The organism is Acinetobacter sp. HY1485, from assembly GCF_027568475.1.
In the GTDB taxonomy this organism is placed as follows: domain Bacteria; phylum Pseudomonadota; class Gammaproteobacteria; order Pseudomonadales; family Moraxellaceae; genus Acinetobacter.
Genome location: NZ_JANKZG010000003.1, coordinates 221,157 through 245,427, shown reverse-complemented (window position 1 = coordinate 245,427; position 24,271 = coordinate 221,157). Strand labels below are relative to the sequence as shown.

At 39.7% G+C, this 24,271-nt stretch carries 28 protein-coding genes, 1 other RNA gene and 1 pseudogene; 16 read left to right on the top strand and 14 right to left on the bottom strand.

Annotation, left to right across the window (positions count from 1 at the left end; genetic code table 11):
* Window positions 1-25 precede the first annotated feature (25 nt).
* The 4 genes and pseudogenes from scpB to PCI70_RS05020 form a co-directional block, all read right to left on the bottom strand.
* A complete protein-coding gene (gene scpB / locus PCI70_RS05035; RefSeq protein WP_269914251.1) occupies window positions 26-577 on the bottom strand; it encodes an SMC-Scp complex subunit ScpB in 552 nt (183 codons plus the stop codon).
* Complete coding sequence (locus PCI70_RS05030) at window positions 577-1,335, bottom strand: segregation and condensation protein A (protein WP_269914250.1); 759 nt, start codon at window positions 1,333-1,335, stop codon at window positions 577-579. The genes scpB and PCI70_RS05030 overlap by 1 nt, the downstream gene beginning before the upstream one ends.
* A 115-nt stretch (window positions 1,336-1,450) precedes the next feature.
* A complete protein-coding gene (locus PCI70_RS05025) occupies window positions 1,451-2,068 on the bottom strand; it encodes an L-threonylcarbamoyladenylate synthase (RefSeq protein WP_269914249.1) in 618 nt (205 codons plus the stop codon).
* An 11-nt stretch (window positions 2,069-2,079) separates the two neighbouring features.
* A pseudogene (locus PCI70_RS05020) lies at window positions 2,080-2,637 on the bottom strand (elongation factor P hydroxylase); the annotation flags it as partial.
* Window positions 2,638-2,789: 152 nt separating this feature from the next.
* On the opposite strand from PCI70_RS05020, the gene PCI70_RS05015 reads away from it, so the two are divergent.
* The 6 genes from PCI70_RS05015 (at window position 2,790) to PCI70_RS04990 (ending at window position 6,154) form a co-directional block, all read left to right on the top strand.
* Window positions 2,790-3,350 (top strand): YceD family protein, encoded by a 561-nt coding sequence (locus tag PCI70_RS05015; protein ID WP_269914248.1) that lies wholly within the window; start codon window positions 2,790-2,792, stop codon window positions 3,348-3,350.
* Window positions 3,351-3,422: 72 nt separating this feature from the next.
* Window positions 3,423-3,605: a 50S ribosomal protein L32 gene (gene rpmF, locus PCI70_RS05010; RefSeq protein ID WP_023273709.1), complete on the top strand. Its 183-nt coding sequence runs from the start codon at window positions 3,423-3,425 to the stop codon at window positions 3,603-3,605.
* Between the two features lie 142 nt (window positions 3,606-3,747).
* Complete coding sequence (fabD, locus tag PCI70_RS05005) at window positions 3,748-4,734, top strand: ACP S-malonyltransferase (RefSeq protein ID WP_269914247.1); 987 nt, start codon at window positions 3,748-3,750, stop codon at window positions 4,732-4,734.
* Complete coding sequence (gene fabG, locus PCI70_RS05000; RefSeq protein WP_269914246.1) at window positions 4,731-5,465, top strand: 3-oxoacyl-ACP reductase FabG; 735 nt, start codon at window positions 4,731-4,733, stop codon at window positions 5,463-5,465. The genes fabD and fabG overlap by 4 nt, the downstream gene beginning before the upstream one ends.
* 84 nt (window positions 5,466-5,549) lie before the next feature.
* Complete coding sequence (gene acpP, locus PCI70_RS04995) at window positions 5,550-5,786, top strand: acyl carrier protein (protein WP_269914245.1); 237 nt, start codon at window positions 5,550-5,552, stop codon at window positions 5,784-5,786.
* Between the two features lie 56 nt (window positions 5,787-5,842).
* Complete coding sequence (locus PCI70_RS04990; protein WP_269914244.1) at window positions 5,843-6,154, top strand: MGMT family protein; 312 nt, start codon at window positions 5,843-5,845, stop codon at window positions 6,152-6,154.
* A gap of 28 nt (window positions 6,155-6,182) precedes the next feature.
* Here the strand turns inward: PCI70_RS04990 and greA are convergent, their stop codons facing one another.
* The 3 genes from greA to carA form a co-directional block, all read right to left on the bottom strand.
* Window positions 6,183-6,659 (bottom strand): transcription elongation factor GreA, encoded by a 477-nt coding sequence (greA, locus tag PCI70_RS04985; RefSeq protein WP_269914243.1) that lies wholly within the window; start codon window positions 6,657-6,659, stop codon window positions 6,183-6,185.
* A 77-nt stretch (window positions 6,660-6,736) separates the two neighbouring features.
* On the bottom strand, window positions 6,737-9,970 hold the full coding sequence (gene carB / locus PCI70_RS04980) for a carbamoyl-phosphate synthase large subunit (protein ID WP_269914242.1): 3,234 nt from the start codon (window positions 9,968-9,970) through the stop codon (window positions 6,737-6,739).
* Window positions 9,971-9,981: 11 nt separating this feature from the next.
* Window positions 9,982-11,118, bottom strand: coding sequence for a glutamine-hydrolyzing carbamoyl-phosphate synthase small subunit (gene carA / locus PCI70_RS04975; protein WP_269914302.1), 1,137 nt, complete (start codon window positions 11,116-11,118; stop codon window positions 9,982-9,984).
* A gap of 249 nt (window positions 11,119-11,367) precedes the next feature.
* On the opposite strand from carA, the gene PCI70_RS04970 reads away from it, so the two are divergent.
* Window positions 11,368-11,907, top strand: coding sequence for a hypothetical protein (locus PCI70_RS04970; protein WP_269914241.1), 540 nt, complete (start codon window positions 11,368-11,370; stop codon window positions 11,905-11,907).
* Between the two features lie 23 nt (window positions 11,908-11,930).
* On the opposite strand, the gene PCI70_RS04965 is transcribed toward PCI70_RS04970, so the two are convergent.
* A complete protein-coding gene (locus PCI70_RS04965) occupies window positions 11,931-12,461 on the bottom strand; it encodes a DOMON-like domain-containing protein (RefSeq protein WP_269914240.1) in 531 nt (176 codons plus the stop codon).
* 3 nt (window positions 12,462-12,464) lie between these two features.
* The gene (locus PCI70_RS04960) at window positions 12,465-12,788 is read right to left on the bottom strand and encodes a YhbY family RNA-binding protein (RefSeq protein WP_269914239.1); all 324 of its coding nucleotides are present in this window, start codon (window positions 12,786-12,788) and stop codon (window positions 12,465-12,467) included.
* A gap of 255 nt (window positions 12,789-13,043) precedes the next feature.
* Here PCI70_RS04960 and rlmE point away from each other — a divergent pair, with 255 nt between their 5' ends.
* From rlmE to folP, 3 genes are all read left to right on the top strand, one after another.
* Entirely contained in the window at window positions 13,044-13,691 is a 648-nt protein-coding gene (rlmE, locus tag PCI70_RS04955) for a 23S rRNA (uridine(2552)-2'-O)-methyltransferase RlmE (RefSeq protein ID WP_269914238.1), read from the top strand.
* A 116-nt stretch (window positions 13,692-13,807) separates the two neighbouring features.
* Window positions 13,808-15,682 carry an ATP-dependent zinc metalloprotease FtsH gene (gene ftsH, locus PCI70_RS04950; RefSeq protein ID WP_269914237.1) on the top strand — a complete coding sequence of 625 codons (1,875 nt, stop codon included), beginning with the start codon at window positions 13,808-13,810 and terminating at the stop codon, window positions 15,680-15,682.
* A gap of 46 nt (window positions 15,683-15,728) precedes the next feature.
* Complete coding sequence (folP, locus tag PCI70_RS04945) at window positions 15,729-16,499, top strand: dihydropteroate synthase (RefSeq protein ID WP_269914236.1); 771 nt, start codon at window positions 15,729-15,731, stop codon at window positions 16,497-16,499.
* Here folP and ssrS read toward each other — a convergent pair.
* The 3 genes from ssrS to PCI70_RS04930 all read right to left on the bottom strand — a co-directional run bounded on the left by ssrS (window position 16,495) and on the right by PCI70_RS04930 (window position 17,536).
* A non-coding RNA gene (gene ssrS, locus PCI70_RS04940) (6S RNA) lies at window positions 16,495-16,676 on the bottom strand. The two genes, folP and ssrS, sit on opposite strands and share 5 nt — an antisense overlap.
* Window positions 16,677-16,711: 35 nt before the next feature.
* Entirely contained in the window at window positions 16,712-16,999 is a 288-nt protein-coding gene (locus tag PCI70_RS04935; RefSeq protein ID WP_269914235.1) for a cell division protein ZapA, read from the bottom strand.
* A 3-nt stretch (window positions 17,000-17,002) separates the two neighbouring features.
* The gene (locus PCI70_RS04930) at window positions 17,003-17,536 is read right to left on the bottom strand and encodes a hypothetical protein (protein ID WP_269914234.1); all 534 of its coding nucleotides are present in this window, start codon (window positions 17,534-17,536) and stop codon (window positions 17,003-17,005) included.
* Between the two features lie 64 nt (window positions 17,537-17,600).
* Between PCI70_RS04930 and PCI70_RS04925 the strand changes: the two genes are divergently transcribed.
* From PCI70_RS04925 to PCI70_RS04905, 5 genes are all read left to right on the top strand, one after another.
* Window positions 17,601-18,197 (top strand): UPF0149 family protein, encoded by a 597-nt coding sequence (locus PCI70_RS04925; RefSeq protein ID WP_269914233.1) that lies wholly within the window; start codon window positions 17,601-17,603, stop codon window positions 18,195-18,197.
* Window positions 18,198-18,215: 18 nt separating this feature from the next.
* Window positions 18,216-19,499, top strand: a complete 1,284-nt coding sequence (gene pepP, locus PCI70_RS04920; RefSeq protein ID WP_269914232.1) for a Xaa-Pro aminopeptidase — start codon at window positions 18,216-18,218, stop codon at window positions 19,497-19,499.
* Window positions 19,499-20,680, top strand: coding sequence for an FAD-dependent oxidoreductase (locus tag PCI70_RS04915; RefSeq protein WP_269914301.1), 1,182 nt, complete (start codon window positions 19,499-19,501; stop codon window positions 20,678-20,680). Before pepP ends, PCI70_RS04915 begins: the two co-directional genes overlap by 1 nt.
* Window positions 20,677-21,888, top strand: coding sequence for an FAD-dependent monooxygenase (locus tag PCI70_RS04910; RefSeq protein WP_269914231.1), 1,212 nt, complete (start codon window positions 20,677-20,679; stop codon window positions 21,886-21,888). Before PCI70_RS04915 ends, PCI70_RS04910 begins: the two co-directional genes overlap by 4 nt.
* Window positions 21,889-21,954: 66 nt before the next feature.
* A complete protein-coding gene (locus PCI70_RS04905; RefSeq protein WP_269914230.1) occupies window positions 21,955-22,179 on the top strand; it encodes a hypothetical protein in 225 nt (74 codons plus the stop codon).
* A 5-nt stretch (window positions 22,180-22,184) separates the two neighbouring features.
* Here PCI70_RS04905 and PCI70_RS04900 read toward each other — a convergent pair whose 3' ends face one another.
* Both PCI70_RS04900 and rsmI read right to left on the bottom strand, forming a co-directional pair.
* Window positions 22,185-22,916: an SDR family NAD(P)-dependent oxidoreductase gene (locus PCI70_RS04900; protein WP_269914229.1), complete on the bottom strand. Its 732-nt coding sequence runs from the start codon at window positions 22,914-22,916 to the stop codon at window positions 22,185-22,187.
* Window positions 22,917-23,000: 84 nt separating this feature from the next.
* Window positions 23,001-23,834 (bottom strand): 16S rRNA (cytidine(1402)-2'-O)-methyltransferase, encoded by an 834-nt coding sequence (gene rsmI, locus PCI70_RS04895; RefSeq protein WP_269914228.1) that lies wholly within the window; start codon window positions 23,832-23,834, stop codon window positions 23,001-23,003.
* Window positions 23,835-23,889: 55 nt separating this feature from the next.
* Here rsmI and PCI70_RS04890 point away from each other — a divergent pair, with 55 nt between their 5' ends.
* On the top strand, window positions 23,890-24,249 hold the full coding sequence (locus PCI70_RS04890) for a YraN family protein (RefSeq protein ID WP_269914227.1): 360 nt from the start codon (window positions 23,890-23,892) through the stop codon (window positions 24,247-24,249).
* Window positions 24,250-24,271 lie beyond the last annotated feature (22 nt).

Here is a 24,271-nt window from a genome sequence, read left to right as displayed (position 1 = left end):
ATTAATCAATCAACAGTCCACCTCTTCACGACTTTGCTGCTTGGGCATCAAGTGTCATGAAAGCTTCCTTGGCATCCTGTAGGGGAGGCAATTGATTTAACGATGTTAAACCAAAAGCATTTAAAAATTGTGGCGTTGTAACAAGTAACGCCGGGCGTCCGGGAATTTCACGAAAGCCAGATTCTTTGATCCAGCCCCAATCAAAAAGTGTGCGTAACACTTGTGGATTGTTGGTTACTCCACGGATTTGTTCAATATCTGCACGGGTAATGGGTTGATGGTAGGCAATGGTTGCCACGATCTCAAGTAAAGAGGGAGACAACTTTTTTGGTCGTTCAGCCCATGTTTGTGCAATGATATGTTGGTATTGTGCACGGACTTGAAAGCGAAAGCCCTGTGCGGTTTCAACTAGTTCAATTGAGCGACCCGCTTGCAGTTGGGTCAATTGATCTACAAACTGACGCAATTGTGTTTTATCGTATTGGTTCTGAAAAGCCTCTTTCAGACGTGCAATAGAAACAGGCGTATCGCTTGCAAAAATAATGGCTTCTAATTGCAACAGAATGTGAGCGGACATTATTGTACCCCACGAATAGCAAGAGGAGTATCTACTCCTGTAGAAACAATATTAATTTTTTGCTGACGGGTCAGCTCAAGCACTGCAATAAACGTAACGACCATGCCCATTTTACCTTGGGTGGGGGTCAGTAATTGCTCAAAATTTAAAATATGCCCTGACTGCGTGAGCTTTTGTATATGTTGTAAACGTTCTTCTAAATATACCGCATCAGATTGTACTTGATGAATAATCGGCTCAGGACGGTTAAAAACACATGCCATGGCATCAGCTAATAAATTGGCACTAAAACCTTGTGGCGTTTGTTTATTAATACTTACATGCGTACTAAAGGTATTTCGTTCAAGGACATCACGTCCATCTAAATGTTCTGCGGCTTTTTTAATGCGTAAGTAGGTTTCTAAACGGTCAATGAGTTGCTGTTTTGGGTCTTGTTCTAAATTAATTTTAGTGGGTTTAGGTAAAAGTAAACGAGATTTTAAATCTGCCAACAAAGCAGCCATCACCATATAGTCGGCTGTTAATTCAATATTTAAAGACTTCATCGTTTGCATATAACTTAAATATTGCGTTGCGATGGGTGCAATATCAAGTTGAAGTAAATCGAAGCCATTCTTTTGAATGAGATAAATTAAGAAGTCGAGTGGTCCCTCGAAATGATCGAGTAAAATTTCAAACGCAGCAGGAGGGATGTATAAATCTTCGGGAACATCTTGCCATTCATCCATAATGCGGATGGGCGTTGATTGTACGTTCATTAGACCACGCGAATTTTCAAAAGCATGAATGGGGCGGCGAGATTGTAGCGTATTTAGGTGAGTAAATAAACTTTAATTTAAGAAAAGCTGATGATGTCATCAGCTTTTTAGGGTTTTATTCAAATGTACTGACATCGCCTAAACCATGGCGAATGACTTGGGGAGAGTCTCCTGATAAGTCCACAATACTTGTTGTATTGAGCGTGCCAAAACCGCCATCTATAAACACATCAATGCGTTTACCCAGTTGTACTTCTATATCGTATGGGTCATCTAACGGCGCATCTTGTTTAGGCATAATCAGTGTACTTGTGAGTAATGGCTCATCAAGTTCTTCAAGTAACATACGGCAAATTGGATTGGTTGGAATCCGAATACCAATCGTTTTCTTTTTAGGATGCATTAAGCGACGTGGTACTTCGCTTGTTGCAGGCAAAATAAAGGTGGTTTCTGATGGTGTATGGGCTTTGAGTAAGCGGTAAGTACTGTTATCAACCTTTGAAAAATTGGCTAAATGCGATAAATCAGAACACATGATTGTGTATTGATGTTTATCATCCAGTTGACGAATTTGTGCAATACGCTCCATCGCACTTTTGTTTCCAATTTGGCAACCAATGGCATAGGCTGCATCGGTTGGGTAAACTACAACGGCACCGTTACGAATAGCTTCGACTGCTTGTTGAATCAGACGTGGCTGTGGGTTTTCGGGATGTATTCTTAAATGTAGCATTGTTGTTCTCTTTATTTAAATTCACTGAGTTGTAAAGGTTGACCTTGACGTGTACAAGCGCAAATACATTCGATAAATCGTTCGGCATCACGCGGGAGACGGTCTTCTTGGTTAATATACCGCTTTACTTGCGCATATACATTTTTTTTAAAGGTTTCACCGTTTCCGCCTTCGCCTGTTAGGTTATCTAAGGACACACGAAATTTACGCCCAAAAGCGGTAGCAAATAACCACTCTATAGCTTGAGGTTTAATTTCAACTTGTTCAAAAAGTGCTTGTTGTTCTTGGGTACGACCATCGGGGGCATACCAATAACCTAAATCGGGCAGTTGACGCCGTGCTTGTCCTGCAATTGTCCAATGGCTAATTTCATGTAAGGCACTGTTAAAAAAACCATGTGCAAATTGAATTTTAGCAGGCTCATCTGATGTGGCAGGAAAATATTCGGGTTCAAAATCTCCGCGCACAAGTATCACATTATGGTGGGAAAACCATGTATTAAAGTGTAAGATAAGCCAATCTACTTGTGCTTCTTCGGTTTGCAAATCTTGCCAAGGTAAAAGCTGTAAACTTAAGGTGCAAGTAGAATACGGGTTGTCTTGAGCAGGGGATTGCAATACATCCATCACTTATTTAACCCAGTCGTTCTGTTTTAAAGTGCAAAATTGTATCTTAAACTTTGACAGAGTTCAGATGAATTTGTAGAATTGCCGCCTAAATTATGTCAGCAAATACCTTTCCGGCACAAATTGAGCCGTTTAAATGGGCTGAACAAGGCTTTACATGGTCAGGTACACTGCCTTTGTCTCGCTTTGCTCGGATTACCCGTGAAGCCGTTGGGTCTGTTGAAGATCAACGGGTTCAAATAAATTGTAAGCTATCAATGGACGCATATCTTCGTCTAGTGTGGTTTGATGCAGAAGTAAGTGCCCAAGCACCTATGGAGTGTCAGCGTTGTTTAGACACCGTTCACATTCCGCTTGACTTAAAGATGCATCTTGCATTAGTTGAAAATGAGTCACTGATAGAGCGCTTGGATGAGGATGCTGATTTCATCGTATTGGGTGAAAATGAGTCATCAACAAAAGGGTCTATTGATCATAATGCTGTTGTTGACCTGTTAGCACTTATTGAAGATGAATTGTTATTGTTGGTGCCTTTGTCTCCTAGACATGACGTCTGTCAGCATAAGCATCAACCTACCGAACAGGATGTTGCTGAAGAAAAACGGGATAATCCGTTTGATGTATTAGCAAGTCTGAAAGGTAAACTTAACTCATAAACTATGTTATACTTATGGGTTAAGACAACTTTTTTGTTCTGATCCATTTTTCGATTTTTGTAAGGAGCCATCATGGCAGTTCAACAAAACCGTAAAAGTCGCTCTCGTCGTGACATGCGTCGTTCGCATGATGCTTTGACTGAGAATGCATTAACTGTAGACCAAGCTACTGGTGAAACACATCGTCGTCACCACGTAACTAAAGACGGTTTTTACCGTGGTCGTCAATTATTCGCTAAAGCATCTGCTGAATAATTGCAGTCATTAAGCCTGACTTAATGAAAATTGGGAGCGAAAGCTCCCTTTTTTATTGGTGTATTTGGCAATTAAAAAAAATAAAAAATAATGATAAATTGCTTCACCGAACTTCTACAGAAGACGAAAAAGGATTCTTAATATGTCTGTTAAACGACTCGAGCAGCTGGCTCAAGCAGAAAAAACAGCGTTTGTTTTTCCTGGTCAAGGGTCTCAAAAAGTTGGCATGCTCGCTGAAATTGCAGAACAGTTTAGTGAAGTGCGCGATACCTTTAATGAGGCATCTGAAGCTGTTGGCTTTGATTTATGGCAAATTGCCCAAACAGGTGAAGGCTTAAACCAAACCGAAAATACTCAACCTGTTTTATTAACTGCAAGTATTGCGCTATGGCGTGTATGGTTATCTTTGGGTGGAGTTGCGCCAAAATTCTTAGCAGGTCACTCATTAGGTGAGTACAGTGCATTGGTTGCAGGTGAGGCAATGAGCCTAGGCGATGCCGTTAAGTTGGTACATCTACGTGGCAAACTCATGCAAAATGCTGTACCACAAGGTGTTGGTGCAATGGCAGCTATTTTAGGTTTGGCTGATGAAGATGTAGTTGCACTATGCCAAAAGGTAAGTGAGTCTGCAACAGGTTCTGTAGAAGCTGCAAATTATAATACAAAAGGTCAAGTTGTGATTGCAGGTACAGCTGAGCTTGTAAATGCAGTGATGGCAGAAGCAAAAGAGCAAGGTAAAAAAGCGATTGCACTGCCTGTTTCTGTACCATCACATTGTTCTTTAATGAAACCTGCTGCCGAAAAGTTTGCACAAGCGTTGGAACAAACTGCCATTGAGCTACCTTGTATTCCTGTAATACAAAATGTCAACGCAAAAGCGGCAGCAAATGTAGAAGAACTTCGTCAATCTTTAACAGAACAATTATATCGTTCTGTGCAGTGGACAAAAACCATCGCACATTTACAAGAACACGGTGTGACGTATATTGCTGAGTGTGGTCCTGGTACTGTATTAAGCAATATGGCAAAACGTCTGCCTAATATTGAAAAAACATTTGCATTAGATACTCAAAGTCGTATGGAAGATGCATTAAATACGATTTTAGTGGCAGAAGGAAAAATTGCATGACACAAGAACGTAAAGTTGCCCTAGTAACAGGTGCAAGCCGAGGGATTGGCGCAGCCATCGCTCAACAACTTATTCAAGACGGTTTTTTTGTTGTCGGTACAGCAACGTCTGAAGCAGGGGCAGAGAAATTAACAGCACAGTTTGCCGAAAATGGTGCTGGTGCTGTATTAGATGTACGTGATGCTGATGCAATTGAAAATCTTGTTTCTCATATTGAAAAGGAACACGGTGCAGTATTGGTATTGGTAAACAACGCAGGTATTACGCGTGATGGCTTACTACTACGTATGAGCGAAGATGATTGGGATGATATTTTAAATATTCATCTTAAAGCAGTATATCGTTTGTCTAAGCGTGTACTTAAAGGTATGGCACGTGCCCGTTTTGGTCGTATCATCAATATCAGCTCGGTTGTTGCACATCTTGCAAACCCAGGTCAAGCAAACTATTCTGCGGCAAAAGCAGGTATGGAAGCGTTTGGTCGTAGTTTGGCAAAAGAGATGGGCAGTCGTCAGATTACTGTAAACAGTGTTGCACCTGGTTTTATTTCAACAGAAATGACTGCACATTTAAGTGAAGACATTTGTAAAAAAATGAACGAACAAGTGGCTTTAGGTCGTTTTGGTGAGCCACAAGATATTGCCAATGCGGTGAGCTTTTTGGCGAGTGAAAAATCTAGTTACATTACAGGCAATGTATTGCATGTAAATGGTGGCTTATATATGGCGTAAGCCAAGCAATAAACTTTCAAATTTTTTGATATTCAATTAAACTAACGGCAATTAAAACGCCACAAGCAATGAGGAGATTTTCCTGTGAGCGATATCGAACTACGCGTTAAACAAGCAGTTGCAGAACAATTAGGCATGAATGCTGAAGAAATCAAAAACGAAGCATCTTTCACAGATGACTTAGGTGCTGATTCTTTAGATCTAGTTGAGCTTGTTATGTCTTTCGAAAACGATTTTGACATCACAATTCCAGATGAAGATTCTAACGAATTAACAACTGTTCAATCTGCGATTGACTACGTATCTAAAAAATTAGGTTAATTCCTCGTTTTTAGATAAAAGCCACGAACTTTCGTGGCTTTTTTTATGGAAGAGAAATGAAAGAGTTACACTGTCAAATTTTAGAAACTGTAGCCTTGGTTCCAAAAGGTAAGGTCGCAACTTATGGACAAATTGCACGTATGTCAGGATTACCTAAACATGCACGTTTAGTGGGGTATGTTTTAAAGCATTTAGACCCTAAAAGTGATCTTCCATGGCATCGAGTAATTAACTCACAAGGCAAAATTAGTATTTTAGGTGAAAAGGGTGGCATTAACCGTGAAGAACAGCAACAACGTTTGATTGTAGAAGGTGTGGAAGTAATAGATTGGCGTGTAAAATTAAAACAGTACCAATGGATGCCATAAAAAAGCCCCCTAATAAGGAGGCTTTAAATTATAGGTATTTAACGCTAATAAGTTCGTATTCTACTTCACCTTGTGGTGTTGTAATTTTAACGTCATCGCCTTCATTTTTACCGAGTAGACCACGCGCAATAGGTGAGTTAATTGAGATTTTATTTGCTTTAAAATCAGCTTCGTCATCACCCACAATCTTGTAGGTTTTTTGCTCTTCTGTATCTAAGTTTTCAATTGTTACAGTAACACCAAACACCACACGACCGTTTTTTTCAAGTGTTGTTACATCAATAACTTGAGAAGCACCAAGTTTACCCTCAATATCTTGGATACGACCTTCACAGAAACCTTGTTGCTCACGAGCTGCATGGTATTCTGCATTTTCTTTTAGATCGCCATGCTCGCGTGCTTCGGCAATGGCTTGAATAATACGTGGTCGATCAACAGTTTTTAAATGTTGTAGTTCTTTCTCTAAGGCTTCTTTGCCTTCAGGTGTCATAGGATAACGTTGCATGTTGTCCTCCAAAATTGGGATATAAAAATAAAAAATCCCGCCACCGAGAAGGTGACGGGACCTTTCAGTAAAACGGATTAGCTAGTTGCGTTTAAATCTTGCAAGCGATATACATCCATTGGCAATTGAACAGCAAATGCTTGGCAAACTGCCTCAGCACCGCTGATTGTTGTCGTGTAATAAACTTTACCTTGTAAAGCAGCACGACGGATTGCAGCAGAGTCGTATTGCGCTTGTTTGCCTTCAGTTGTATTGACAATAAGGTGTATTTCACCATTTTTCAAGCTATCTACGATATGCGGACGACCTTCTGTCACTTTATTAATACGCTGGCAGTCTAATCCTGCATTAGTAATTACTTGATGCGTACCACCTGTTGCAACAAGTTTAAAGCCGTAATTTGCAAGCTGTTTGGCAACTTTGACAACATCTTGTTTGTCAGAGTCACGTACAGATAAGAACGCACGTTTGATTTCACCATCGGTTGGTAGACCTGGTAAGCGTTCGTTAGAGCCTAAAACAGCTTTATAAAATGCTTCGCCAAATGTTTGACCAACCCCCATCACTTCACCTGTAGATTTCATCTCAGGTCCAAGCATTGGGTCTACACCTTGGAATTTAGCAAACGGGAATACCGCTTCTTTTACAGAAAAATGCTTTGGAATAATCTCTTTGGTGAAGCCTTGCTCAACTAAAGAAATACCTGCCATACAACGTGCAGCCACTTTTGCTAAAGATTCGCCAATACATTTTGATACAAATGGTACAGTACGTGATGCACGTGGGTTAACTTCAAGAATGTACACATCATTGCCTTTTACAGCAAACTGTACGTTCATTAAACCAATTACACCAAGTTCTTTTGCCATTGCAACCGTTTGGCGACGCATTTCATCTTGTACATCTTGTGATAATGAGTAAGGTGGGATTGAACAAGCTGAATCACCTGAGTGAATACCTGCTTCTTCAATGTGTTGCATAATCCCGCCAATGACCACATCTTTACCATCAGAGACACAATCTACGTCAACTTCAATCGCTGAGTTTAAGAAATGGTCAAGTAGAACAGGGGCTTCGTTAGAGGCTTGTACAGCTTCACGGAGGTAGCGTTTAAGCTCATCTTCGTTATATACAATTTCCATTGCACGACCACCGAGTACGTAAGATGGGCGTACAACAAGTGGATAGCCAACTTTAGATGCCTCAGCAATACCTTCTTCTGCCGATTTAACAATGCTGTTATTAGGCTGACGCAGTTGTAGACGCTGAATCATTTGTTGAAAACGTTCACGGTCTTCTGCACGGTCAATTGCATCTGGTGATGTACCAATAATTGGTGTACCTGCTTCTTCTAAAGCACGTGCCAATTTAAGTGGTGTTTGACCACCGTATTGTACAATTACACCTTTTGGCTTTTCTGTACGTACAATTTCAAGTACATCTTCAAGCGTTACAGGTTCAAAGTACAAACGATCTGATGTGTCATAATCGGTTGATACGGTTTCGGGGTTACAGTTGACCATAATGGTTTCATAACCATCTTCACGCATTGCAAGTGCAGCATGAACACAGCAGTAATCAAACTCAATACCCTGACCAATACGGTTTGGACCACCACCAATCACCATAATTTTATTACGGTCTGATGGATTTGCTTCACATTCCTCATCGTACGTTGAGTACATGTAAGCCGTACCTGATTCAAACTCAGCCGCACAGGTATCTACACGTTTGTAAACAGGATAAACGCCTAAGTTCCAACGTTGTTTACGGAATTGTTTTTGTGAAATTCCCATCAAGTTGGCAATACGTAAATCAGATAATCCTTTACGTTTAAATGTACGGATATTTTCTGCCGTTAAATCACCAAAACCAAGTGTTTTGACTTGTGATTCTGTGTTGATGATGTCTTGAATTTGAATAAGGAACCAACGGTCAATTTTAGTCGCTTCAAATACTTCATCTAAGCTAAAGCCATGACGGAATGCATCTGCGACATACCAAATACGCTCAGGTCCTGGTACTTTAAGCTCAACTAAAATTTTCTCTTTAGCATTTGGTGTATCTGCATCAATTTTTTCATCAAAACCGCATGCACCCACTTCTAAGCCACGTAATGCTTTATGCATAGATTCTTGGAAGTTACGACCAATTGCCATTACTTCACCCACAGATTTCATCTGTGTAGTGAGTACAGGTTCTGCTTGTGGAAATTTCTCGAAGTTAAAGCGAGGAATTTTTGTTACCACATAGTCAATTGCAGGTTCAAATGAAGCAGGGGTAATACCACCTGTAATATCGTTTTTAAGCTCATCTAGGGTATAACCTACAGCAAGTTTTGCCGCAATTTTAGCAATTGGAAAACCTGTTGCTTTAGATGCCAAAGCAGATGAACGTGATACACGTGGGTTCATTTCAATAATGACCATACGTCCATCTTTTGGATTGATACCAAACTGAACGTTAGAACCCCCTGTTTCTACACCAATCTCACGCAATACTGCAACCGATGCATTACGCATAAGTTGGTATTCTTTGTCTGTGAGAGTTTGTGCAGGGGCAACAGTAATAGAGTCACCTGTGTGGACGCCCATTGGGTCAAAGTTTTCAATAGAACATACGATAATGCAGTTGTCGTTTTTATCACGAACCACTTCCATTTCGTATTCTTTCCAACCAATCAATGACTCATCAATTAAAAGCTGATGGGTTGGTGAAAGTTCAAAACCACGTTCACAAATTTCTAAAAATTCTTCACGGTTATACGCAATACCACCGCCAGAACCACCCATTGTAAAAGATGGACGAATAATGACAGGAAAACCAAAACCTGCTTGAATGTTAAGTGCTTCTTCCATTGTTTCTGCAACAGCAGCACGCGGACATTCAAGACCAATTTTTTTCATTGCCTCATCAAAAAGTTTACGATCTTCTGCTTTTTCAATCGCTTCTTTTGATGCACCAATGAGTTCTACATTATATTTTTCTAAGACGCCGTTAGCATCTAATGCAAGTGCACAGTTAAGTGCTGTTTGCCCACCCATTGTCGGTAGTACAGCATCAGGACGTTCTTTTTCAATAATACGTGCAACCGTTTGCCATGTAATTGGCTCAATATAGGTTGCATCTGCCATTGAAGGATCAGTCATGATGGTTGCAGGGTTAGAGTTTACCAAAATAACGCGGTAACCTTCTTCACGTAATGCTTTACATGCCTGCGCACCTGAATAGTCAAACTCACACGCCTGACCAATTACAATTGGTCCTGCACCAATAATTAAAATACTTTTGATATCCGTACGTTTAGCCATGGTCTGAGTCCTTACTTAGATGCTTCAATAAGTTCGATAAAATGATCGAAAAGTGGGGCACAGTCGTGTGGTCCTGGGCTTGCCTCAGGGTGACCTTGGAAACTAAATGCAGGTTTATCCGTACGATGGATTCCTTGCAATGTTTGATCAAACAACGATTTGTGAGTTGCTTTTAAATTTTCAGGTAATGTGTTTTCATCAACCGCAAAACCATGGTTTTGAGAAGTAATCATCACTTTTTTAGTTTCTAAATCTTGAACAGGATGGTTTGCACCGTGATGTCCATGATTCATTTTGATAGTTTTAGCCCCAGATGCGAGTGCTAAAATTTGATGCCCTAAGCAAATACCAAATACAGGAATATCAGTGGTATTTACAATTGTTTTTACAGCTTCAATGGCATAATCACATGCTGCTGGATCACCAGGACCATTTGATAAGAAAACACCATCTGGATTAAGTGCGAGAACGTCTTTTGCTGAAGTTTGAGCAGGAACAACAGTTAATTTACAGCCACGGTCTACCAACATGCGTAAAATATTTGTTTTTACGCCATAGTCATATGCAACAACATGAAATTTTGTTTCGGGTGTGTTAAATCCGTGTCCAAGTTGCCATGAGCCTTCCGTCCATTCAAAACCTTTTGGATCACAACATTCTTTTGCAAGATCTAAACCATTTAAACCGCCAAATTCACGTGCTTTTGCAATTGCTTGTTCTTCGGTTATATTTTCACCTGCAAGAATACAACCGTTTTGAGCACCTTTTTGTCGGAGGATTCGTGTGAGCTTTCGAGTATCAATATCTGCAATTGCCACAACGTTTTGTGCTTTTAGATAATCACTAAGTGATTGTTCTGCACGAAAATTACTGTGTAAAAGCGGAAGATCGCGAATAATTAAACCGTTTGCCCATACTTTGTGAATACGACCAGACTCAACGTCTTCTTCGTTACACCCTGTATTTCCAATATGCGGATAAGTTAATGTCACAATTTGTTGTGCATAACTTGGGTCGGTTAAAATTTCTTGATAGCCAGTCATGGCAGTATTGAAAACGACTTCTCCAGTCGTTGACCCTGTTGCGCCAATGGATGTTCCTTTAAAAACAGTACCGTCGGCAAGGGCTAAAATGGCAGTGGTGCTCAACACAAAGCTCCTAATTTTTTAAGCTGTAAAAGGGCAAGACAAAGCGAAAAGTGTGTAGAAAACAGACTTTTTAAGGTGGCTTGCTTGTAACTTAAAAACGTATTGTACGCACAGTAATCATGAATGTCTAGAAATTAAAATTAAAGATAAGTTTTTAATTTCTGTAAAAAAATATTAAGATTAATAGCGTAAAATTAAGTGCTCTGCTATGTTAAATCTTATAAACAAAACATAGAAATAGAGGTTATTATGTCAATTGAAAACCAACTAAAAGATGTAAAAACACAAACTCACGATAAGACTGCAGAAATTAAAGTTGAAGCAAAAGAAACAGTTGAACCTAAAGTGGATGCAGTTAAAGAACAAGCTCAAAATGTAAAAGATACCGTTGAGTCCAAAATAGAGGATGCTAAAGAAACAGTTGAGCCCAAGGTGGAGGCTGTAAAAGAAGAGGCAAGTGAAAAAATCCAAGACATTAAAGAAAAAGCTGAATCTGACGCAAAAGGTGCCAACGCCTCATTCCAAGCACAAATGCAAGAATTTAAAGCTGATTTTCTAACGCGTTTTGATGAGTTTCGAGATAAATTTACATTATCTCAAGATGATTTGGTTGAATTAAAAGAAGTTGCAAAAATTGAATTTAATTCTTTACTTAATGAAGTATCTAAATTTTCTAAAGAAATTAAGGAAGATGTTTCTAAACATAAAGAACATGTATCAGAAGCGTTAGAGCGCACTAAAGAAAATGCCAAAGAAGCATGGCATAAAGTAAAAGACGATAAAAAATAAAAAAGTGGGCACAATGCCCACTTTTAAAATGTATGTAACCAATCTCGTTTGTTATGAAAATCTGCTTCAGGGCTACTATGTTGCATTGCAAAATATTGTTTGCCTTGAGTTGTCTTGAGCACAACATACATTCCTAAAAAAAGATCATCCCATTTTAGTTGATGTGTTGCCATAAATAACGCTAAATCTATTGTGGCATTGATACCGTAATGCGTGCGTTTTAAACCCACAAGGTCAATATCATTTGCATGCTCAGGTGGCATGGTTTCAGGATAACGATATTCTTCAAATTGATAGCATTGCCATGCTTGAGAAGGTGATAGGTTCACTTCACGGTAAAAATCTTCATTTTTAACGCCAATAAAAAGTTCAAAACACGTATTTTCCCAAAGAAAATCTTGTCGAACAGTCTCACAAGGCGTTTGCCATTCAATAAGTTGAAGTGGATCGCGTAGCCAAAATCCAACGTTAAGCGTTGTGCCTTGCGATTCTAAAGCACCTACAATGCTTACATCGCTAAAACGCGAAAATGCCTGAAGCTCATAACTTGCCATAGCTTAGTTAGAAACGTGTGCGTGACGAACAAGATTAGAAAGTTTGGCATTTTGTTGCGGTGCTTTTTTATAAAGCAGTGCAATTTTACCAATTTTTTGAACGACTTCAGCACCTGTTTTTTGTGCAAGTTCGTCCATTGCCTGCACGCGTGCTTCACGGTCTTCGCCTGCAATTTTAACTTTAATAAGTTCGTGGTCATTAAGCGCACGTAATGTTTCTTCAACAACGCTTTCGCTTACACCGTGCGTACCAAGCATCACAACAGGATTTAGCGCATGCCCAATTTGGCGTAAACGTTTGCGTTCTTGAATGGATAAATTTGCCATGAGTCAACCTATTTTAAAAAGCGTTGCAGTATATCAAATTGTACCTTATAAAGTATAAAAAACTCATAAAAGCTGATAAAATAAACAATTATATAACTGACCCATGTTAAAAGTATGATAAATTGCAAAGGTCAGTGATTTTATTATTGTTGCGAAAACGATAATTACAATCAGAAAAACTCATGTCGTTGCTTACTGCAAGAACCTTGTTTTTTTCGTACAATACAATATTGATGTTTATGAATTTTGAAGATTATGGCAACACGCATTACCAACCAAAAGTTATCTAAAAGTAGTCGTGCGTGGATGAGAGAACATCTTGATGACCCTTTTGTAAAAAAAGCGCAGAAAGAAGGTTATCGTGCACGTGCTGCCTATAAACTTCTTGAAATTCAAGAAAAATATAAGCTGATTAAACCTGGAATGACAGTGGTTGACCTTGGTGCAGCACCAGGAAGTTGGTCACAAATTGCAGGAAAACTTGTAGGTACAAAAGGGCTTGTTGTGGCATCTGATATTTTAGAAATGGATGCACTGCCTGATGTAACCTTTTTACAAGGTGACTTTCGCGAGCAAGAAGTATTTGAAAAACTATTAAATATTTTAGATGGACGTAAGGTAGACATTGTAATTTCAGATATGGCCCCCAATACATCAGGTAATAAGTCTGTTGATCAGCCACGTCAAATTTATTTATGTGAACTTGCGCTCGATTTTGCTCAAAAAGTCCTTGATCAAAAAGGACAGTTTGTTGTTAAAGTGTTTCAAGGCACAGGATTTGACGAGTTTCGTAAACAAGTGGTTGATACTTTCGACGTACTTAAAACAGCGAAACCTGCAGCCTCTCGTGCACGTTCTAAAGAAGTGTTTCTGATAGGGCAAGGGCGTAAAAAGTCTTTGTAACGACTTGCCAAGTCGGGAAAAATTAGGCAAGGTTTATCTTGAGTGTTTTACTCGGATTTAAAAATCTGTCTTAACAGTAAGGCAAAAAACTAGATTGATGATATGGGAATAAAGCTTTGAGCGATCTCTTCAAAAATGCCGTGTTGTGGCTTGTGATACTCGGAGTGCTGATCTTAATTTTCAGTAACCTCGGAAGTCACGACAAAACCTCACAAATGAACTATTCAGAGTTTGTTTCTGCGGTTAATGCCGGTCAAATTAAACAAGTCACCATTGATGGCGAAAAAATCACTGGCGAAAAAAAGAATGGTACGGATTTCGAAAGTATTCGCCCTGCGGTACAAGATCCTGAACTCATGCCAAGTTTAATTAAAAACAGCGTGGTGGTTGAGGGTGCAGCACCTCAGCGTCAGGGTGTTTTGATGCAGTTACTCATTGCAAGTTTCCCTGTGATTTTAATTATCGGCTTGTTCATGTTCTTTATGCGTAACATGGGCGGTGGTGCTGGTGGTAAAAATGGTCCAATGAGTTTTGGTAAGTCAAAAGCAAAAATGTTGGCAGAAGACCAAATTAAAGTAAATTTTGGTGATGTTGCTGGCTGTGACGAAGCAAAACAAGAAGTAGTTGAAATTGTAGACTTTTTAAAAGATCCAGCAAAATTTAAACGCTTAGGTGCATCTATTCCAAAAGGTGTACTGATGGTTGGACCACCGGGAACAGGTAAAACATTACTTGCTAAAGCCATTGCTGGCGAAGCTAAAGTACCTTTCTTTAGCATTTCAGGTTCAGATTTTGTTGAAATGTTTGTGGGTGTTGGTGCTTCTCGTGTACGTGATATGTTTGAACAAGCAAAACGTCATGCGCCATGTATTATCTTTATTGATGAGATTGATGCAGTGGGTCGTCACCGTGGTTCAGGTACAGGTGGTGGTCATGATGAGCGTGAGCAAACACTCAACCAAATGCTCGTTGAGATGGACGGTTTTGAAGGCAATGAAGGTATTATTGTTATTGCTGCAACTAACCGTGCGGACGTACTTGATAAAGCATTACTTCGTCCGGGGCGTTTTGACCGTCAAGTGATGGTTGGTTTGCCTGATATCAAAGGTCGTGAGCAAATTTTAAATGTACATCTTAAGAAGTTACCTTCTGTAACGGGTGTGGAAGTGCCTGTGCTTGCGCGTGGTACACCAGGCTTCTCTGGTGCACAACTTGCAAACTTAATTAACGAAGCTGCGTTATTTGCTGCACGTCGCAACAAGAACACAGTGGATATGCATGACTTTGAAGATGCAAAAGACAAGTTGTATATGGGACCTGAACGTAAATCGATGATTATTCGTGATGAAGAGCGTCGTGCTACGGCTTATCATGAATCTGGTCATGCAATTGTTGCCGAAATGCTTCCGGGTACAGACCCTGTTCATAAAGTAACAATTATGCCACGTGGTTGGGCTTTAGGTGTCACTTGGCAGTTGCCTGAACAAGATCAAATCAGCCACTACAAAAACAAAATGTTAAATGAAATTTCGATTTTGTTTGGTGGTCGTATTGCAGAAGAGATCTTTATTAATCAGCAGTCAACGGGTGCATCAAATGACTTTGAACGTGCAACGAAAATGGCACGTTCGATGGTTACCAAATATGGTATGTCTGATAAGATGGGGGTGATGGTTTACGAAGATGATAGCCAACAATCAATGATGGGTAACATTACAAGCCGTACCATTTCCGAAGCAACACAACAGCAAATTGATGCTGAAGTACGTCGTATCTTAGATGAACAATATAAAGTTGCATGGGATATTCTTGAGCAAAACAAGGATAAAGCACATGTAATGGTAAATGCGTTGATGGAGTGGGAAACAATTAATCGTGAGCAAGTGCTTGAGATTATGGAAGGTAAAGAACCTAGTCCACCAAAAGTATATGTTGCTGAAAATCCTGTGATTGATGTAACAGATACACCACCACCGTTACCTGCAAATTAATTTAAAAGAGTCACTTCGGTGGCTCTTTTTTTTAAGAGGAAAAAGTATGATTGAAGTAATGGGTATTTTAAACGTTACACCAGACTCATTTAGTGATGGTGGACAACATAACCAAAAAGAACAGGCTGTGGCGCATGCACTGCAAATGATAGAAGAGGGTGCAACGATCATTGATATTGGAGGGGAGTCTACACGCCCGGGTGCAGCAAGTGTTGATGTACAAGAAGAACTTGAACGAGTGATTCCTGTTGTTAAAGAACTTGCAAAATACAATGTAAAAATTTCAATTGATACAAGTGAACCTGAAGTAATTAAACAGGCTGTTCAAGCAGGAGCACATATTTGGAATGATGTGCGCGCATTGACTCGACCACATGCACTAGAAACCGCAGCAGCGCTTAATATTCCTGTGGTACTCATGCATATGCGTGGTGAACCCACGACGATGAACCAACTTGCATATTACAATGACGTTATGCAGGAAGTTTTAAGAGAATTAAAAGAAAAAATTAAACTTGCTTTAGAGGCAGGGGTAAAAGCAGACAATATTATTGTAGACCCCGGCTTTGGTTTTGCAAAAAATACTGAGCAAAACATAGAAATTCTAAAACAATTTGAGCAATTAAAAGTGCTTGGTTATCCAATTTTAGCGGGATTATCTCGTAAGCGTTTTGTATCAGAAATTGCAGATGATCGTATTACAGGCAGTGTAATAGGACACTTATTGTGTGTACAAAAAGGTGCGCAAATTATAAGAGTACATGATGTAAAAGCAACAGTCGCTGCTTTAAAGATGTGGAAAGCGGTAGAAAAGTAGTCCCAAGATGCCGCTGCATGTCATTACCCTTGAACCCTAAAGTTCAAGGTGGGTGTAACGTATACTTGATGGGTTTCCTACTCAAGGTAGGCATACACGCTAAATATGCAGAAAACACCCTAAAGTGTTGATATCGGCTCAGGGGAATTTGACCGCTGGCGAACACCTCAGAAACTAATATGATTATAGCGAAAATAGAGCGCTATGAAAAGTTACAGTTGGTGTGCTTTTGTACTTTCAAGTAATGTATTTACAAGAGATTTACATTCATTGATTTCTGTAAGGGTTTTATCCATTGCTAAAATTTCTTGCATGAGTTCAAGGGCGACCATAATCACGAGTTTATTATGCTCAACACGCGGGGCATTACGTCTGAATTCTTGAAATTTCTCGTTTAGTAAATCAGCCGCTTTTTCTAAGTCGGCTTTTTTTTCGCGTGTGGTAGAGAGTCTAAAAATTTGCTCTATGAGGCGAAGTTCAACAGTTACAGCTTCACTCATGGATTAGTCCTCAATCGGATGGGCAAGTTGCTGAATTTCTTGCGCCTGTTCATCTGTACCCAACGTACTTAAGCGTTGAATAATGGCATCAATTTTATGTTTGGCTTGCGTATTTTTGGCAATCAAATGTTCACGTTCATGCTGAAGCTCTGTGAGTTGTTGTTCGGCATGGCGTTGATCGTTATGTAATTTTTCTTTACTGACTCTGAGCTCATTGCGTTCCGTTAAAATTTCTTGGAAGCGTGATTTAAGGTCGTTACAGCCTTTATCTAAACGGCTATAACGCTCGGCAAGTGTGCTTGAGTCTTCTTTAAGCTGTTTATGATGATGCTTAAGATCTTCAAATTTGGTTTTCAGAACAGTTGCTTCATCTTGTTGATGCGTAATTTTACGCTCTTTTTGAGCAAGTTGTTCCTCAAATTGCTTTTCTGCCTGTTTTTGATTTTCACGCAGGGTTGCATTTTCTTTTTCCAATCTTTTTTGGCGATCTTTTAAGCCTTCAATCTGAATTTGAAGTTGCTTTAATTCTTCTAACATATCGTGGTCGCACAGTGTTGCAAACAAAGGTAATATATACGCAGTATAGAGATTGGAAAGACGAATGCAAGACGATATTACAGGTTGGTCAGAGTGGGAAATTAATTTTTCTAAAATTGAAGAAATTACAAGCCCAAGTGAGTTACATGGACTGCTTACAGGTATAGTTTGTGTGACAGAAACACCAAATCAAGAAGAATGGTTAAAAATTCTTTCAACATTAAATGTACCAACGCTCAGCCCAACACAGTTGGCATTGCTTACAGAAGAAGCCGAAGATGTGGCTCATGCATTATTAGAAGATGAGTTGGACTATGTGCCTATGCTACCTGATGATGAGCATGTTCTAGGCGAGCGTGTACAAGCATTAGCAGACTGGTGTGCAGGTGTTGTGTTAGGCTTTGGCTTAGGTTCAGGGCATATTCGTTCAAACGAACAAGAATTGATTGAGCATCTACAAGATGTTGCAGCAGTTGAGTTTGAAGATTCAGACGATGACGAAGAAGGTGAAGAAAGCTATCAAGAACTTTATGAGTTTGTGCGCTTAATTCCTGTAAGTTTATCGGTTGGACGTAAAAAAATCCCTGTTTCAGAGAGTACATTGCTTAAACAAGTTTATGTAGAACCTGTTGAAATGTTTAATCCACACCGTCCGAGTTAAAATAATAAGGTGAATCATATGTTTACAGAACGTCGTACACGCTTAGCTACGCAAATGGGTGCAAATAGTATTGCAATTATTCAAACGAGCCCTGTGGCATATCGTAATAACGATGCAGATTACAAATACCGTGCAGACAGTAGTTTTTATTACTTGACGGGTTTTCCTGAGCCTGAAGCGGTGGCTGTAATTGAAACATTTGATTCACCTGACGAATATACCTATACATTATTTTGTCGTGAACGTGACCGCGACATGGAAATTTGGAATGGTTACCGTGCAGGTATAGACGGTGCAATTGAGGATTTTGATGCAGACGAAGCCTGTGCAATTGAACTTCTTGATGAAGAAATCATTGATAAATTAATTAATAAAGAAAAAGTTTATTACCGAATTGGCAGTTCGTTAGATACGCGTATTAGTCAATGGATTAAAACGATTCAAAGCCAACGCCAACAAGCACCTGAGCAACTTGTACAGCTTAACCCATTGATTGATGAAATGCGTTTGATTAAGTCATCTCAAGAAATTGAGTTGATGCAAAAAGCGGCGGATATTAGTTGTGAGGCACATACGCGTGCGATGCAAACTATTCAACCCAATATGATGGAATACGCTCTAGAAGCAGAAATTAACTATATTTTTGCTAAAAATGGGGGCGTACCTGCTTATAGCAGTATTGTAGGTGGTGGTAAAAATGGCTGTATTTTGCACTACGTTGAAAATAACCAACCACTTCAATCGGGAGATTTGGTGCTGATTGATGCAGGTTGTGAATATGAGTTTTATGCCGCTGATATTACCCGTACATTTCCTGTAAATGGAAAGTTTTCGCCTGAGCAACGTGCACTTTATGAGGTGGTACTCAAAGCCCAATATGCTGCCATTGATGCAGTACGTGCAGGCAATAGTTATTACGAGCCACATCACATTGCAGTAAAAATTTTAACGCAAGGTTTAGTAGATTTAGGTTTGCTCAGTGGAGATGTAGATAAACTTATTGTAGAAGAAGCATATCGTCAATTTTACATGCATGGTACAGGGCATTGGTTAGGCATAGATGTGCATGATGTAGGTGCATACAAAATAAAAGGGCAAGCGCGTCCGTTACAAGCAGGCATGGTAGTAACTATTGAACCGGGTTTATATATCGCACCTGACGATGACACCGTAGAAGAAAAATGGCGTGGCATTGGAATCCGTATTGAAGACGATGTATTAGTAACTGAAAAAGAACCGCATGTTCTAACAGCCAATGTAGTGAAAGATATTGATGCAATTGAACAATTAATGGCGGGTTAATTATGCAAGACATTATTATTGTGGGTGGGGGCATGGTGGGTTTAAGCCTTGCCCTCATGCTTGCCAAACAAAAAATTCAGGTTAAGTTGCTTGAAGCAATTAAGTATCCTGAATATACAGAACAAGAACTCACTTATCATTCGAGTTTTGATGCACGTAATAGTGCTTTGTCACGCCGTAGTGTACAAATCTATCAAAAATTAGGTTTGTGGGAAAAATTACAACAACATGCTACACCAATCTTACAAGTGCATATCACTGAAGAGGGCGGTTTTGGTAAGGCGAGACTATTAGCCGAGCAAGAAAAAGTAGAAAGTTTTGGGCAAGTGATTGAGAACGCATGGCTTGGTCGAGTCTTACTCACACAAGTACGTCAAAATCCAAATATTGAGCTGATTGATAATGTACAAGTAACGCAGTTGGTACAAGATAATGACACTGTAACCATTACTGCCAAACAAGGCGATCAAACTTTACAACTGAGTTCAGCTTTAGTTGTGGCAGCAGATGGGCGCGATTCTTTTTGCCGTAAAGCGTTAGGTATTGGCGTAGATGAGCATGATTACGAACAAGTTGCCATTGTAACAACTGTGCAAACATCTAAACCACACAACCATGTAGGATTTGAGCGCTTTAGTCCATTAGGACCTCTTGCTTTATTGCCTTTACCGGGTGAGTACCGCCGTTCTGTGGTCTTTCCTGTGGTAAAAGGTACAGAACAACAATGGTTAGGTGAAGATCAACCATTTTTGGATCTTTTACAAAAAACTTATGGCGACAGAGCAGGACGTTTTGAAAAAACAGGACGCCGTTTTTGCTATCCACTATCGCAAGTACTCAGTCATAAACAAGCAGTTGGTCGTGTAGTGTTGATGGGCAATGCTGCACATACTATTCACCCTGTGGCAGGGCAAGGTTTTAACTTATGTTTACGTGATGCCGATGTATTAGTACGGTATCTGACAGAACATGAATGGACACCTGAAACATTATTGGCTTATGAGCAATCACGGTTAAAAGACCAAGCACGCGTTATTAAATTTTGTGACAGCGTGGTACGGGGCTTTAGTAATAACCATCCGTTATTAAAATTTGCCCGTAATGCAGGTTTACTTGCCTTTGATTTTGTACCAGGCATTAAGCCATTAGTTGCCAATTATGCCATGGGGTTAAAAGCATGAAAGATGTTGTGATTGTGGGTGGTGGACTTGTTGGTGGTTTAACAGCCTTGTTATTGCAACAAAGTGGGGTAAATGTCACTGTACTTGATGCCGCACCTATATTGGATGCAGATAAGGTACTTGCAACCACTAACCCTCGTGTATTGGCTTTAAGTAAAGCCACTATTCAGTTACTCGAAACAGTAAACGTATGGGATAAAGTTGCACGCCACATGCCCTATACAGGTATGCATGTATGGAACCAAAATGGCTATGGCGACATTGAATTTGGACAACCCACAACAGCTCCTGAACGTTCGCAGTGGTTGGGTTCTATGGTTGAGCCAAGTGTGCTTAACCTCGCAATACAGGCACAAATGCAACAAAAAATTGCCGACTACCGTACTTGTGTGCAAGTGACGCGTGTAGAAAAAGCTGTCAAAGGTTGGTGTATTACATTAGCAGATGGTACGCAAGTGCAGACCAAATTGGTGATAGGTGCAGATGGGGCAAATTCATTTGTACGTGAGCAAGCTATGATTAAATTGGATACGCTTGCTTATAAACAATCTGCCATCAGTTGTGCGATTAAAACACAGCAACCGCATTTACATGTGGCACGTCAAATCTTTTTACCTACAGGTCCTTTGGCATTTTTACCCATGAAAGATGATGATTGGGTTTCGATTGTGTGGACACTCCCCGAAGATCATACAGATGAATACATAAAGCTTGACGATGATGCTTTTAAAACATTACTTGAAAAATCAAGTTTACACATGCTAGGTAAAATTATAGATGTAACGCCACGTGCAAGTTTTCCATTAAAAGCACGTGCTGCTGAGCATTATGTACAAGATGGTTTAGCTTTAGTGGGGGATGCTGCCCATGTGATCCATCCTTTGGCGGGGCAAGGAGTAAACATTGGCTGTTTAGATGCAGCTGTATTGTGTGATGCATTACTCAACGATAAAGCACGAGGAATGTGGGCAAACTTACAGACGTTACGCCGTTACGAGCATATTCGTAAAGGGCAAAACGAAGCCATGATGCATAGCATGTCTGCGATTGGTTGGTTGGAAACGACCACTTTTACGCTGTTAGTATGGCTACGTAATTTTGGTTTAAAACGTGTCCAAAACATCCCTCAGCTCAAAGATCAGTTTATGCATCAGGCAAGTGGTTTAAATATTTTAAACAAAACACGATATAGTTGTACTAAAAACTAGCAAAACCCTCTTTGCGAAACATCAACAAATTGGTACATTTTGACTTTTCAAAACAGAGAATAGAACATGACTGATTACGATGATGATGTAGATGACGCAGTAGATGATGACGAAGCAGAAGCGGCTGAAAAAGGGGCATCAAATGAAGACAATGCCAATGCATCTGATGATGCAGAAGCAGAAACCCTGACAGTGACTGCTAAGCAAAAACAGCGTGAATCTTTGGAAGATGAAATCGCTGCATTTTTAGCGCGTGGCGGTCGAATTACAGAAGTTCCTGCCGAAGACTAAGCACATCAACCGATGTGCTTTTTTGTCACGCTTAGTCCTGCACTGTTTTGGCATGTAGGCATAACTTCTAAATAGTTAACATTGACATGTTGTGGGAGATGAATAAGCCAACTGATGGTATCTGCAATATCTTGAGGTGTAATAGCATCTACATCGTCATAAACTGCTTTTGCACGTTCGTTGTCACCTTTAAAGCGGACATTTGAAAACTCTGTACCACTGCATAGCCCTGGTGCAAGCGTAGTCACACGTATATTTTTACCTGCAAGATCGGTACGTAAATTATCACTAAATTGTGAAATAAACGCTTTGCTTGCCCCATATACATTTGCCCCTGTATAAGCATAACGCCCTGCGGTAGAGCCTAAATTAATAATTGTGCCGATACCTTGTTTCACCATAAGAGGCAGTACAGCATGTGTAAGTGCCACAACTGCGGTGATATTGGTATTAATCATGGTGTGCCAATCGGCAAGATTGGCTTGGTCAGCAGGTTCTAAGCCAAGGGCTAAGCCTGCATTATTAATTAATACATCAATCTGCTTGGGTAAAGTTGAAGCATCAAACTGTGTGAGATCTGCATAAATTGGATGGAAGTTTTCGCCTAACTGTTGTTTAAGTTGTTGTAGTTTTTCTTTACGGCGGGCAATACCATATACAGTATGCCCTTGTTGTACTAATGTTTGGCTAATGGCTGTGCCAAAGCCTGAAGATGCACCTGTCACTAAAATCTGCATTTTTATCTCCTTGTCCTTTTAAATTAGACTAGGTTAAAAAATACGGCAACAATAGCGACAAAACGTAAAAAAAAAGCAGTACAGTTATTGGGTAAGCTCAAGCGCACGTTGATAGGCAATTTTCTTTTTAATGCCTGTTAAGTCTGCAACGAGCTGCGATGCTGCTTTAACTGACAAATCTTGGAGTAGACGTTTTAAAAGGTCATCTAGCTTTTCTTGGCTTAGATCTTTTTCTTGAGGTGCACCTGCCACTACTAATACAATTTCACCTTTTTGTTGGTTGTGATCTTGTTCTACAAATTCAACCAATTCTCCAAGCGTCATTTTTTTGATAGTTTCAAATGTTTTAGTAATTTCTCGGGCAAAGCCAACCGTACGTTCTGCACCAAATGTATCTCTTAAATTTTTTGTACATTCTAAAATACGGTGTGGTGCTTCGTAAAAAATCAGCGTTTGCGTTTCGTCTTTAAGCTTCTCAAGCTGTGCTAAACGCTGTGATGCTTTTGATGGTAAAAAGCCTTCAAAACTAAAACGGTCACTTGGTAAACCTACAGCACTTAATGCAGCAATAGCAGCACATGCGCCAGGTACGGGTGTTACACGAATATTATGTTCTTGAGCTGCTCGAACTAATTTAAAACCAGGATCACTAATTAAAGGGGTACCTGCATCGCTAATTAGGGCGATATTTTGTCCCGCTTTAAGTTGTTCAATCAATTGGTTAATTTTGTGGCTTTCGTTATGATCGTGACACGCCGTGAGTGGAGTATCAATATTAAAATGTTTAAGCAGTTGAATTGATTGCCGTGTATCTTCTGCTGCAATTAAGCTAACAGATTTTAAAATTTCGATTGCACGAAACGTCATATCATCTAAGTGCCCAATGGGGGTGGCAACAACAAATAACTGAGCACTCATGGCATTTCCTAATACAGCATAAAAGTGTATTTTACCCGATTTAGGGGGTAAAAGTATGCAAAAACTCGGGGATTGGGCAGAAGACTATGCGTTAAAATTTCTGCAACAACAAGGCTATATGCTTGTAGAAAAAAATTATTACTGTATGTATGGCGAAATTGACTTAATTCTGCAAAAAAATAGCACGCTTGTATTTGTAGAAGTAAAGGCACGTTCATCTAAGCAATATGGCACAGCTCTTGAAATGGTAACGTTGAGTAAGCAAAAGAAAATTATTAAAACAGCGATGTGGTTTTTACAAGAACATGAACAATTTGAAGCATATGACTGTCGTTTTGATGTGGTCGCAATGCAGATGGTTGCAAAAAAACTACAAGACATTAAATGGATAGAAAACGCATTTACATTAGGATAAGCTCTGTAAAAAGATCAAGGAG